11 protein-coding genes and 1 riboswitch are annotated in these 12,720 nt (G+C 70.9%); of the genes, 8 read left to right on the forward strand and 3 right to left on the reverse strand.

What is annotated here, in order from left to right; translation table 11 throughout:
- Positions 1-180 precede the first annotated feature (180 nt).
- The 4 genes from OG588_RS37155 to OG588_RS37170 all read left to right on the forward strand — a co-directional run bounded on the left by OG588_RS37155 (position 181) and on the right by OG588_RS37170 (position 4,977).
- Positions 181-1,554, forward strand: a complete 1,374-nt coding sequence (locus tag OG588_RS37155; protein ID WP_405951045.1) for a M16 family metallopeptidase — start codon at positions 181-183, stop codon at positions 1,552-1,554.
- Positions 1,551-2,939, forward strand: a complete 1,389-nt coding sequence (locus tag OG588_RS37160) for a pitrilysin family protein (RefSeq protein WP_266862873.1) — start codon at positions 1,551-1,553, stop codon at positions 2,937-2,939. The genes OG588_RS37155 and OG588_RS37160 overlap by 4 nt, the downstream gene beginning before the upstream one ends.
- 216 nt (positions 2,940-3,155) lie before the next feature.
- A riboswitch (cyclic di-AMP (ydaO/yuaA leader) is annotated at positions 3,156-3,315 on the forward strand.
- A 13-nt stretch (positions 3,316-3,328) separates the two neighbouring features.
- Positions 3,329-4,084: a M23 family metallopeptidase gene (locus OG588_RS37165; RefSeq protein WP_405951046.1), complete on the forward strand. Its 756-nt coding sequence runs from the start codon at positions 3,329-3,331 to the stop codon at positions 4,082-4,084.
- A gap of 188 nt (positions 4,085-4,272) precedes the next feature.
- Entirely contained in the window at positions 4,273-4,977 is a 705-nt protein-coding gene (locus OG588_RS37170) for a GntR family transcriptional regulator (RefSeq protein WP_405951047.1), read from the forward strand.
- Positions 4,978-5,198: 221 nt separating this feature from the next.
- Here the strand turns inward: OG588_RS37170 and OG588_RS37175 are convergent, their stop codons facing one another.
- Complete coding sequence (locus tag OG588_RS37175; RefSeq protein WP_013000229.1) at positions 5,199-5,480, reverse strand: HPr family phosphocarrier protein; 282 nt, start codon at positions 5,478-5,480, stop codon at positions 5,199-5,201.
- Positions 5,481-5,668: 188 nt separating this feature from the next.
- On the opposite strand from OG588_RS37175, the gene OG588_RS37180 reads away from it, so the two are divergent.
- From OG588_RS37180 to OG588_RS37195, 4 genes are all read left to right on the forward strand, one after another.
- Positions 5,669-8,491 carry a GNAT family N-acetyltransferase gene (locus OG588_RS37180; RefSeq protein ID WP_405951048.1) on the forward strand — a complete coding sequence of 941 codons (2,823 nt, stop codon included), beginning with the start codon at positions 5,669-5,671 and terminating at the stop codon, positions 8,489-8,491.
- A gap of 91 nt (positions 8,492-8,582) precedes the next feature.
- Entirely contained in the window at positions 8,583-9,179 is a 597-nt protein-coding gene (locus tag OG588_RS37185) for a DUF5998 family protein (protein WP_174447577.1), read from the forward strand.
- Positions 9,179-10,369 carry an alkaline phosphatase family protein gene (locus OG588_RS37190; protein ID WP_405951049.1) on the forward strand — a complete coding sequence of 397 codons (1,191 nt, stop codon included), beginning with the start codon at positions 9,179-9,181 and terminating at the stop codon, positions 10,367-10,369. The genes OG588_RS37185 and OG588_RS37190 overlap by 1 nt, the downstream gene beginning before the upstream one ends.
- A 43-nt stretch (positions 10,370-10,412) precedes the next feature.
- Complete coding sequence (locus tag OG588_RS37195) at positions 10,413-11,060, forward strand: thymidine kinase (protein WP_405951050.1); 648 nt, start codon at positions 10,413-10,415, stop codon at positions 11,058-11,060.
- Positions 11,061-11,071: 11 nt separating this feature from the next.
- Here OG588_RS37195 and OG588_RS37200 read toward each other — a convergent pair whose 3' ends face one another.
- Together OG588_RS37200 and OG588_RS37205 are read right to left on the reverse strand one after the other, a co-directional pair.
- Positions 11,072-11,557, reverse strand: coding sequence for a DUF4352 domain-containing protein (locus OG588_RS37200; protein WP_405951051.1), 486 nt, complete (start codon positions 11,555-11,557; stop codon positions 11,072-11,074).
- A 74-nt stretch (positions 11,558-11,631) separates the two neighbouring features.
- Entirely contained in the window at positions 11,632-12,435 is an 804-nt protein-coding gene (locus tag OG588_RS37205) for a VOC family protein (RefSeq protein WP_405951052.1), read from the reverse strand.
- Positions 12,436-12,720 lie beyond the last annotated feature (285 nt).

Genomic DNA, 12,720 nt, shown 5'->3' on the forward strand with positions numbered 1-12,720 from the left:
CTCCGTCACCGACGGCTGCCGCGTGAGTCCACGTGTGCGACTGCCCGCAGGCTACGCGATCTCGCTCTGGGCGTACGTCCGCCGGGAACTTCGCCGACGGTCCGCACGCTTGCATACAGTGGCGGGACGAGCAGGATTTCTGCGGTTCCAGCCAGATAATCCGCGATCGAAGGGACGTACATGCCCATGGGTCACACGGCCACCGCCGAGGCAGGATCCGGCGGTCTGACAGCGACCGAACACCGCTTGGCCAACGGTCTGCGCGTGGTGCTCTCCGAGGACCACCTGACCCCGGTCGCGGCGGTGTGCCTCTGGTACGACGTCGGTTCCCGTCACGAGGTCAAGGGGCGTACCGGCCTGGCTCACCTCTTCGAGCACCTGATGTTCCAGGGCTCCGGACAGGTGAAGGGCAACGGCCACTTCGAACTGGTGCAGGGCGCGGGCGGTTCGCTCAACGGCACCACCAGCTTCGAGCGCACCAACTACTTCGAGACCATGCCCACCCACCAGTTGGAGCTCGCCCTCTGGCTGGAGGCCGACCGCATGGGCTCCCTGCTGGCCGCCCTGGACGACGAGTCCATGGAGAACCAGCGGGACGTCGTCAAGAACGAGCGCCGCCAGCGCTACGACAACGTGCCCTACGGGACGGCGTTCGAGAAGCTGACCGCCCTCGCCTACCCGGAGGGCCACCCCTACCACCACACGCCCATCGGCTCGATGGCGGACCTGGACGCGGCCACCCTGGAGGACGCGCGCGCGTTCTTCCGCACCTACTACGCGCCCAACAACGCCGTCCTGTCCGTGGTCGGCGACATCGACCCCGAGCAGACGCTCGCCTGGATCGAGAAGTACTTCGGGTCCATCGCCTCGCACGACGGCAAGCCCACACCCCGTGACGGCGCGCTGCCCGACACGATGGGCGGCGAGCTGCGCGAGGTCGTCGTGGAAGAGGTCCCGGCCCGCGCCTTGATGTGCGCCTACCGGCTCCCGGAGGACGGCACGCGCGCGTCCGACGCGGCCGACCTCGCCCTCACCATCCTGGGCGGCGGCGAGTCCTCGCTCCTCTACAACCGCCTTGTACGGCGCGACCGTACGGCCGTCGCCGCCGGCTTCGGTCTGCTGCGGCTGGCAGGGGCGCCCTCCCTGGGGTGGCTGGACGTCAAGACGTCAGGTGACGTCGAGGTGCCGGTCATCGAGGCCGCCATCGACGAGGAGCTCGCCCGGTTCGCCGCGGAGGGCCCCACGGCCGAGGAAATGGAGCGCGCCCAGGCCCAGTTGGAGCGCGAGTGGCTGGACCGGCTCGGCACGGTCGCGGGCCGCGCGGACGAACTGTGCCGGTACGCCGTCCTGTTCGGCGACCCGCAGCTCGCCCTGACCGCCGTACAGCGCGTCCTGGACGTGACGGCGGAGGAGGTGCAGGAGGTCGCCAAGGCCCGCCTGCGCCCCGACAACCGCGCGGTGCTCGTCTACGAGCCCATCGCGGACGAGGATGCCGACGAGGACGACGAAGCGGCGGCCGAGGCCGGCGACGAGAACGAGGAGGCGGCCAAGTGACCGAGCTCGCCACGATGGAATTCCACCCGCAGCCCCAGGCCGGCGAGGCCAGGCCGTGGGCCTTCCCGGCCCCGGAGCGCGGGACGCTCGGCAACGGCCTGACCGTGCTGCGCTGCCACCGCCCCGGCCAGCAGGTCGTCGCCGTCGAGGTGCTCCTGGACGCACCCCTGGAGGCCGAACCGGCCGGCCTGGACGGTGTCGCCACGATCACCGCGCGGGCCTTCTCCGAGGGCACCGACAAGCACTCCGCCGAGGAGTTCGCCGCCGAGCTGGAGCGCTCCGGCGCCACCCTCGACGCGCACGCCGACCACCCCGGACTGCGCCTGAGCCTGGAGGTACCGGCCTCACGGCTGGCCAAGGGCCTCGGCCTGCTGTCCGACGCGCTGCGGGCGCCCGCCTTCGCGGACAGCGAGGTCGAGCGGCTGGTCCGTAACCGCCTCGACGAGATCCCGCACGAGACGGCCAACCCGTCCCGCCGCGCGGCCAAGGAGCTCTCCAAGGAGCTGTTCCCGGTGACCTCGCGCATGTCGCGTCCGCGCCAGGGCACCGAGGAGACCGTCCAGAAGATCGACTCCGGGGCCGTACGCGCCTTCTACGAGCGGCACGTCCGCCCCGCCACGGCCACCGTCGTGGTCGTCGGCGACCTCACCGGCATCGACCTGGACGCGCTGCTCGCCGACACCCTGGGCTCGTGGACGGGCTCCACCGCACAGCCGCGTCCCGTGCCGCCGGTCACCGCCGACGACACCGGGCGGGTCGTGATCGTGCACCGTCCCGGCGCCGTCCAGACCCAGCTGCTCATCGGCCGGGTCGGATCCGACCGGCACGACCGCGTGTGGCCCGCCCAGGTGCTCGGCACGTACTGCCTCGGCGGCACCCTCACCTCACGCCTGGACCGCGTCCTGCGCGAGGAGAAGGGCTACACCTACGGTGTGCGGGCGTTCGGCCAGGTGCTGCGGTCGGCACCCGACGGCACGGGTGCCTCGATGCTCGCCATCAGCGGCTCCGTGGACACCCCGAACACCGGTCCCGCGCTGGACGACCTGTGGACGGTGCTCCGCAAGCTCGCCGAGGGCGGACTCACCGACGCCGAGCGGGACATCGCCGTACAGAACCTCGTCGGGGTGGCGCCGCTCAAGTACGAGACCGCCGCGGCCGTCGCGAGCACGCTGGCCGACCAGGTCGAGCAGCACCTGCCCGACGACTACCAGGCGACGCTGTACCAGCAGCTCGCCGCGACCGGCACCGTGGAGGCCACCGCGGCGGTCGTGAACGCCTTCCCGGTGGACCGTCTGGTGACGATCCTCGTCGGCGACGCGGAGCAGATCAAGGAGCCCGTGGAGGCTCTCGGTATCGGCGAAGTGACCGTCGTCGCGGCCGAGTAGACGACCAGTAGCGAGCCGAAGAGCGGCACGCGCGCGCGTGGGGGCCCTGGTGACTGAAGAGTCATCAGGGCCTCTTAATGTCCGAATTGGGGGAGAGGTTGCCTGTCTGCCCTGTGGCATGTGCAACAAATTCCGTGATCCGTTTGGGGATTGAAAGTGGCCCCCCTTAGCGTCGGTCCGGCTGTCCGTCAGGCACCGCGCCGCACTCGCGGCACCGGACAGTCATCGCCGAGTCCCCGTACGGCGCGAGCCAGGGGAGCCGGGGACCCACGTCCCTGGGGTGAATCGGACGCCCGCGCGCACAGCGAGGGGGTCCGTAGGAGACCTTCCTGCTCCGAACCCGTCAGCTAACCCGGTAGGCGAGAAGGAAGGAAAGGACCAGCCACTCCATGGCGTTCACCCGCGCCACCGGGAAGCACCGTCGCCCGAGCCGGACCCACCGCACCACCGTTCGTGTCGCGAGTGTCGCGGCCCTCACCACCACCGGCGTCGTCGGCACCCTCGCCGGTGCCCCCGCGTTCGCCGCGGAGCCCGCCCCCGAACAGACCGGCCTCACCCCCGTCGTCGCGATGGGCGATTCCGTGGCCGAGAAGATCGACGCCCAGGCCGTCGCCCAGGAGCAGGCCGCCGCCGAAACCCTGGCCAAGGAGACCGCCCGGGCCAAGGCCGCCGCGCAGGCCAAGGCGGAGCGCGAGGCCGAGGTACGTGCCGCCCGCGCCGCCGAGCGCAAGAGGCTCAACACCTTCGTCGCACCGGTCACCGGCTCGTACGTCTCCACCGGCTACAAGACCGGCGGTTCCCTCTGGTCCTCCGGTGTCCACACCGGCATCGACTTCCACGCCTCGACCGGCACCTCCGTGCACGCGGTCGGCTCCGGCACCGTCGTCGAGGCCGGCTGGGGAGGCTCGTACGGCAATGAGGTCGTGATCAAGATGGCCGACGGCATGTACACCATGTACGGCCACCTGTCGTCCATCGGAGTCTCCGTCGGCCAGACGGTCACCCCGGGCCAGCAGATAGGCCTCTCCGGGGCGACCGGCAACGTCACCGGACCGCACCTCCACTTCGAGGCCCGCACGACCGCCGAGTACGGCTCGGACGTCGACCCCGTCGCCTACCTCCGCAAGCACGGCGTGAACGTCTGACGACTCACCGCCGCACTTCCCGAAGCCCTGGCCCATCCGGCCGGGGCTTTCGGCCTTTCCAGGGCCCATCTGTCCAAAAAATATGCATGGATTCCGGTCCGCCATCGGAAATTCCCGCTGATTGCAATAGAGTCACGGAACACACGTCAATCGTCGACGTTTCACGGGGATTAAGGCGGAGGTCGGACATGCGTATTCCGGCGCACTCGGTATGCACGGCGATCCGGGACGACATCGTCGCCGGTGTCTACGAGCGCGGCAGCCGGCTCACGGAGGAACTCCTCGCGCGCCGGTACGGCGTCTCGCGCGTCCCCGTCCGGGAGGCCCTGCGCACGCTGGAGGCCGAGGGGTTCGTGGTGACCCGGCGGCACGCGGGCGCGTGCGTCGCGGAACCGACCGAGCAGGAGGCCGCCGACCTGCTGGAGATGCGGATGCTGCTGGAGCCGCTCGGCGCCTCGCGGGCCGCCCAGCGGCGCACCGAGGCTCACCTGAAGGTGCTGCGCGGCCTCGTCAGGCTGGGCCAGGAGCGCGCCAGGAGGGGCAACAGCGAGGATCTGCGCTCCCTGGGCAGCTGGTTCCACGAGACGCTGGCCCAGGCCTCCGGGAGCCCCGCGCTGACCTCGATGCTGACCCAGCTGCGGCACAAGATCGCCTGGATGTACGCGGTGGACGTACCGGCCAACCCCGTGGAGTCCTGGGCCGAGCACGGCGCCATCGTGGACGCGGTGGCGCGCGGCGACAGCGAGCGAGCGCGGGCGATCACCGCCCTGCACACCGAGCGCGCGGGCACCGCGCACCGGCTGCGCTTTCCCGGCGGGGCGAACGGCGCGAACGGCACGGACCGTGTGAGGACTTCGCAACCTCCCGTAAACATGTCCGGCCTGCGGCATTAACACGGGCACCGTATACAAAGAGGAGATAATTCGCGGGGGATTATTTCTGCTGCCCGTAAGTGGAATTGCGAAGGGCTCGCCCGGTAATTCGGACGAGCCCTTCGAGGTTGTGTGCAGTGTTTTGCGGCGAAAAGCACCGCAACCATCAATTGAGGAACCCCTGCGGCGCGCAACCGCCTCCGCGAGAGCGGCGCCGGTCTAGGCGCAAAGAAGGGGATACCTCAGACGGTCTCGGGGAGTTCCTCAAGACCTTCGGCGACCAGCTTCGCCAAGCGGTCGAGGGCCGCGTCCGCGCCCTCGGCGTCCGACGCGAGGACGATCTCCTCGCCGCCCTGGGCGCCCAGGCCCAGAACCGCGAGCATGGAGGCCGCGTTGACGGGGTTGCCGTCGGCCTTGGCGATCGTCACGGGGATACCCGAGGCCGTGGTGGCCCGGACGAAGATGGAGGCGGGGCGGGCGTGAAGGCCCTCCGCCCAGCCGACGTTGACGCGGCGCTCAGCCATGTGATGCTGCCCTTCAGAGTCTCAGGGTTGTCTAGACCAGTTTCCCACACGTGAAGCGAGCCCGGAGCGGCCCTGTGGACCGTCCGGAGCGAGTCGTCGGACCGCGGCCTCGGCCCGACTTCCCCATGCTGCTTTCTCCCCCAGACTGCCTCGCGCCGTTGTCAGACGCGAGCCGTACGCTGGGGCCCATGCAGACCTCGTCGGACCGGCACGAGTACCCCGCCCACTGGGAAGCCGACGTGGTGCTGCGCGACGGGGGTACCGCGCGCGTCAGGCCCATCACCGTCGACGACGCCGATCGCCTGGTCAGCTTCTACGAGCAGGTCTCCGACGAGTCGAAGTACTACCGCTTCTTCGCGCCGTATCCTCGTCTGTCCGCCAAGGATGTCCACCGCTTCACGCACCACGACTTTGTGGACCGGGTGGGACTCGCGGCCACCGTCGGCGGCGAGTTCATCGCCACCGTACGCTATGACCGCATTAGTGCCGACGGGCGTGCCGCCACCGCCCCGGCCGACGAGGCCGAGGTCGCCTTCCTGGTGCAGGACGCGCACCAGGGGAGGGGTGTCGCCTCCGCCCTCCTGGAGCACATCGCGGCCGTCGCCCGCGAGCGCGGCATCCGCCGTTTCGCCGCCGAGGTGCTGCCCGCCAACAACAAGATGATCAAGGTGTTCACGGACGCCGGCTACACCCAGAAGCGCAGCTTCGAGGACGGCGTCGTACGCCTGGAGTTTGACCTCGAACCCACGGACCGGTCCCTCGCCGTGCAGCGCGCGCGGGAGCAGCGCGCCGAAGCGCGGTCCGTACGACGGCTGTTGGGGCCCGGGTCGGTCGCCGTCGTCGGGGTGGGGCGTACGCCCGGAGGGGTGGGCCGCAGCGTTCTCGACAACATCAGGGACGCCGGTTTCACCGGTGGCCTGTACGCCGTGAACAAGGCCTTCCCCGAGGAACAGAAGGACCTCGACGGGGTGCCGGCGTACCGCTCGGTGCGTGACATCGAAGGCCCTGTGGACCTGGTAGTGGTCGCCGTCCCGGTCGAGCACGTCCCCGAAGTCGTCACCGAGTGCGGCGAACACGGGGTGCAGGGGATCGTCGTGGTCACCGCCGGGTATGCCGAGAGCGGCCCCGAGGGACGCGAGCGCCAGCGCGAACTCGTGCGCCACGCGCGCACGTACGGCATGCGCATCATCGGGCCGAACGCCTTCGGGGTCATCAACACCTCCGCCGACGTACGGCTGAACGCGTCCCTCGCGCCCGAGATGCCCCGCCCCGGACGCATCGGCCTGTTCGCCCAGTCCGGTGCCATCGGCATCGCCCTGCTGTCCCGGCTGCACCGGCGCGGCGGCGGGGTCACCGGAGTCACCGGCGTCTCCACGTTCGTGTCGTCCGGCAACCGCGCGGACGTGTCCGGCAACGACGTCCTTCAGTACTGGTACGACGATCCCGACACCGACGTCGCCCTCATGTACCTGGAGTCCATCGGCAACCCCCGCAAGTTCACCCGCCTCGCCCGGCGCACCGCGGCGGCGAAGCCGCTGGTCGTGGTCCAGGGCGCCGGATCCGCCCCCCAAGGACATGCCGTACGGGCGACGCGGTTGCCGCACGCGACCGTGTCCGCCCTGCTGCGGCAGGCCGGGGTGATCCGCGTCGAGACGATCACGGAGCTGGTCGACACGGGGTTGCTGCTCGCGCGGCAGCCGTTGCCCGGCGGGGCGCGGGTGGCGATCGTGGGCAACTCGGAATCGCTGGGGCTGCTGACGTACGACGCGTGCCTCTCCGAGGGGTTGCGGCCGCTCGCTCCGCTGGATCTGACCACGGCGGCGACGGCGGTGGACTTCCATCGGGCGCTGTCCGGGGCGCTGGCCGACGACTCCTGCGACGCGGTGGTCGTGACCGCGATACCCGCGGTGGGGGAGGGCCCCGAGGAGGACGCGGCGCTGGCCGAGGCGTTGCGGTCGGCTGCCCAGGAGGTTCCCGGGAAGCCGGTACTGGTGGTGCACGTGGAGCTCGGGGGGCTTGCGGAGGCGCTGTCGGCCGCGATGAGCACGGCACCACAGGCTGGTTCCAAGACGCCCGGCGTCGAAGGCGGTGTCCAACCTGCCAGCCGTACCGAACGCCCGCCCACCGCGGTGCCGGCATCCGAAGGCGGCGGCCTCATCCCCGCCTACCCCGCCGCCGAGCGTGCCGTCCGGGCCCTCGCCGAAGCCGTGAAGTACGCCCAGTGGCGGCGCGAGGCCGTCGACCCCGGGCGGGTGCCCGAGTTCGAGGACATCGACGAGAAGGGGTCCGCCGAGCTGATCGGCGGCCTGCTCGCGCGCGGGCAGGGCCTCACGCTCGGCGTCGACGACACCTGCGAGCTGCTCGGGAAGTACGGCGTCGACGTGCACCGCGCGCTGCCCGCACCCACCCCCGACGCCGCCGCCGAGGCCGCCCGCACCCTCGGCTACCCGGTCGCCCTCAAGGCCACCGCCCCGCACCTGCGACACCGGGCCGACCTGGGCGGCGTACGCCTGGATCTCGCGGACGAGGACCAACTGCGGCGGGCGTACGCCGAGTTGGGCGAGCTGTTCGGGACGCCGCAGGAGCTGCGGCCGGTCGTGCAGCGGATGGCGCCGCGCGGGGTCGACACCGTCGTACGGGCCGTCATCGATCCGGCGGCCGGGGCCGTGCTGTCGTTCGGGCTCGCCGGAGCCGCCTCGCAGTTGCTCGGGGACACGGCGCACCGGCTGATTCCGGTCACGGACCGGGAGGCCGGTTCGTTGATCCGGTCGATCCGGACGGCGCCGCTCCTGTTCGGCTGGCGCGGCTCCACGCCGGTCGACACACCTGCCCTGGAGGAGCTGATGCTGCGGGTCTCGCGACTGGTCGACGATCATCCCGAGGTCGTCGCGGTGACCCTGGAGCCGGTCGTCGTGGCCGCGCACGGCCTGAGCGTGCTCGGCGCGTCCGTCCGGCTGGCCCCGCCGCCGGTCCGCGACGACCTCGGCCCGCGGACGCTTCCCGTGTACTGATCCTGTGTCTCCGGTAACCGGTCCCGTGTACTGAGACAGCTGTGACGAGACCGTGCTCGACGGTGCCTCGCAGTCAGTGCGCCACCGTAGGATGGACGTCATGGCCAAGACCAGTACGACGACCCAGGGGCTGCGTGCGGCGATCGAGCGCAGCGGCTACTACCCGGCCCTCGTGGCCGAGGCGGTGGAGGCCGCCGTGGGCGGCGAGCCGATCCGGTCGTTCCTGGTCCACCAGGAGACCACGTTCGACCAGAACGAGGTGCGCCGACATGTGACCGTGCTCGTCCTCACCGGCAACCGCTTCATCGTCAGCCACACCGACGAGCAGTCCGCCGACAGCACCTCCCCGACGCCGTACGCCACGACATCCACGGAGTCCGTGAAGCTCGGCCGGATCTCGTCGGTGGTGCTCAGCCGCGTGGTCGCCAACCCGGAGTCGTACGCACCGGGCACGCTGCCCCGTGAGGTCGTGCTGACCATCGGCTGGGGTGCCGTCGCCCGCATCGACCTGGAGCCGGCCGCCTGCGGCGACCCCAACTGCGAGGCCGACCACGGCTACACGGGCAACTCGACGGCGGACGACCTGAGCCTGCGCGTCAGCGAGGCCGGGGACGGCCCCGAGACGGTGCGGGAGACCCTCGCCTTCGCGCAGTCGCTCTCCGAGGCGACCGCGGACGTTCCCCGCTGATGGCACAGCCAGCTACCTGGGACCACCCCGAGCCCCTAGCCATCGCTTCCGCGCCCGTCCCCGAGTACGGCTCCGGCTCCCTCGCCGACCTGCTGCCCACGCTGGCCGCGGGCATGGGCGTACCCGGTACGACCGCGGCGATCCCGGAGCTGACCCCGGCCGACCGCAACTGCGTCTTCCTGATCGACGGCCTCGGCTGGGAGCAGATCAAGGACCACGCCGACGAGGCGCCCTATCTGCACGCGCTCCTGGGCAGCTCGCGCGGCGGCACCGGACGCCCGCTCACCGCCGGCTACCCGGCGACCACCGCGACCTCCCTCGCCTCCGTCGGCACCGGCCTGCCGCCGGGCGCCCACGGCCTGCCCGGCTACACCGTGCGCAACCCGGCCACGGGCGCGCTGATGAACCAGCTGCGCTGGCAGCCGTGGAGCGAGCCGAAGGCCTGGCAGCCGTACCCCACGATCTTCCAGCTGGCCCACGACGCCGGTGCGCACGTGGCGCAGGTCTCGTCCCCCACCTTCCAGAACACCCCGCTGACGAAGATCGCGCTCAGCGGCGGAACGTTCCACGGGCGGCTGACCGGCGAGGAGCGCATGGACCTCGCGGCCGAGCAACTGGCCGCCGGCGACCGCTCCTTGGTGTACACGTACTACGCCGAACTCGACGGCGCCGGCCACCGCTACGGCGTCGCCTCCGACACCTGGCGCGGTCAACTCATGTACGTCGACCGGCTCGTCCAGCGCCTCGCCGAGCAACTGCCGCCGCGCAGCGCCCTGTACGTCACCGCCGACCACGGCATGATCGACGTGCCCTTCGACGAGGAGCACCGCATCGACTTCGACGCGGACTGGGAGCTGCGCGCCGGGGTCGCCCTGCTCGGCGGCGAGGGCCGCGCCCGCCACGTCTACGCCGTGCGGGGCGCCGAGAGCGACGTACTGACCTGTTGGCGCGAGGTCCTCGGCGAGCAGTTCTGGGTCGCCTCGCGGGACGAGGCGATCGCGGCGGGCTGGTTCGGCCCGCACATCGACGAGCGGGTCTACGACCGCCTCGGCGACGTGATCGCGGCGGCCCGGGACGACGTCCTGATCATCGCGTCCGATCGGGAGCCGAAGGAGTCGGCGATGGTCGGCAACCACGGTTCGATGACCCCTGCCGAGCAGCTGGTCCCCCTGCTCGAAGTACGCTCCTGAAGTCCCTCTGCCGTCCGTTTTGCCGAAAGGTGCTCAACTCCCCATGCCCGAGCTGGTGTTCTTCTCCGGAACGATGGACTGCGGGAAGTCGACCCTGGCGCTTCAGATCGAGCACAACCGCTCGGCGCGCGGCCTGGCGGGGATGATCTTCACGCGCGACGACCGAGCGGGCGAGGGAAAGCTTTCTTCCCGCCTCGGCCTGGTCACCGACGCGGTGGAGGTCGAGGACGAGCAGGACCTCTACGCGTACGTCGTCGACCACCTGTCCCAGGGCGGTCGCGCGGACTACGTCATCGCCGATGAGGCGCAGTTCCTCACACCGGTACAGATCGACCAGCTCGCGCGCGTGGTCGACGACCTGAGCCTCGACGTCTACGCCTTCGGCATCACGACCGACTTCCGCTCCAAGCTCTTCCCCGGCTCCCAACGCCTGGTCGAACTCGCCGACCGCGTCGAGGTCCTCCAGGTCGAGGCCCTCTGCTGGTGCGGCGCCCGCGCCACCCATAACGCCCGCACGATAGGTGGCGAAATGGTCGTCGAGGGCGCCCAAGTCGTCGTGGGCGACGTCAACCAGGCGGAAGCGGTCGGCTACGAGGTCCTGTGCCGCCGCCACCACCGCCGCCGCATGACGGCGGCTACGGCGCGGGCCGCGGCGCTGTCGCCGGATGTGCTGCCGATGACGTCGGCCTAGGGGCTCGGCGCTCAGGGCACCTGCCATTCGCCGACGTCGTCGGAGAACCCGCTGTCCATGGCGAACTGGACGGTGGCGACACGCGATGCCTTGGGCACCTCGAACGTGATGAACCCGAGCGCCGTCTTCCCGGGGCGGATCGTGACGATGCCGGGGAAGCGCGGACCGGCCGTGGAATCGTTGAACGAATCGGAGAACCGCTGGCCCTCCTTGTCGATCACCGTCGCTCCGTTGGACGGGGCGTCGTTGTAGACGGCGGTACCCGTGTTCTTGAGCTTGAACTGCACGGATACGAAACGGTCCCCGGCGGACGGGTTCTCGTACTGCCTGGCACCCGCCGGATCCACGACCTTGACGACTGTCACGTCGAGCTTCTCGCCGGAGTTGGTGCCGGTGAGGCTCAGCGTGTCTCCCACCTTGCTGTCGGACATCGGCGCCAGAGCCAGCGCCGGAACTGCCAGCAGACAAGTCAACAGCGGTGCCGTACGACGAAGCATCGCTCCTCCAGGTGTGCGGAGCGGCTGATGACCCCCATGATCCGCCCGCACCGCACCGGAGGCGACCCGAGGGGCTACCGCGGTCCCTGGATCACCGAGAACATCGCGCCCTCGGGGTCGGTGACCGTGGCCACGCGGCCGTGGGGGCTGTCGTGGGGCGGTTTGAGGGTGTGGCCGCCGAGGTCCGTGACGCGGCGCAGGGCCTCGTCCGCGTCGGCGACCTCGAAGTACGTCATCCAGTGCGGGCCCCGGTCGCGGGGCAGGGCCGTGCCGACGCCGTGGATGCCGGCGACCGGGTGGCCGTCCAGGTGCAGGGTGACGTAGTCGAAGTCGGCGGCGGCCACCGGCACTTCCTCGTAGCCGAACACGGCCTCATAGAACTTGGCGACGCTCACGGTCTCGGAGGTCACCAGTTCGTTCCAGGCGGGCGTGCCGGGGACGCCGGTGAGGATCGTGCCGAGGTGGTCGGAGGCCTGCCAGATGCCGAAGACCGCCCCCGACGGATCGGAGCCGATCGCCAGCCGGCCGGCCTCGGCCGCGTCCAGGGGGCCCACTCCGACCGTGCCGCCGCACATCCGTACCGTCTCGGCCGTCTGGTCCACGTCGTCCGAGGCGAGATACGGCGTCCACGCGATGGGCAGATGCCGGTCCGGCGGCAACTGGCCGATGCCGGCCACCTCCTGCCCGTCGAGCAGGGCCCGCGCGTAGGGGCCTAGCTGCTGGGGACCGGGTTGGAATTCCCAGCCGAACAGCTCCCCGTAGAAATCCTGAGTCGTGGCCATCCCGTGCACCATCAGACTCACCCAGCAGGGCGCGCCCTGCGTACGCCGAGTGTGCGTGTCGCCGTTCAGGTCGGCCGACCCCCGTGCCTCGGTCATCGTCACCTTCTCCTAGGCCCCTCGCGGTGGCCGTATCGCTTCCGCAGTGCGGATCCGCGTGCCGCAGCAGCCGCGTGCACGCCCCGTGCCGATGCTCGCACCCCCCGTGACGCACCGCGCCCCGGCCGCGCCGTCGACGGGCGGCTCACGTGGAGAGGATGACCGATCTGCGGCCACTCGTCCGTTTCCGGATGATTGCCGAGGGGTGTCCATCAGCTGTACAGCATGTGCTCGTTCCCGTACGCCTCGTGATCGAGGCTGTCCGGCCGAGCAGAGTAGTCGGAC

This window comes from Streptomyces prunicolor (genome assembly GCF_045162825.1).
GTDB lineage: Bacteria > Actinomycetota > Actinomycetes > Streptomycetales > Streptomycetaceae > Streptomyces > Streptomyces prunicolor.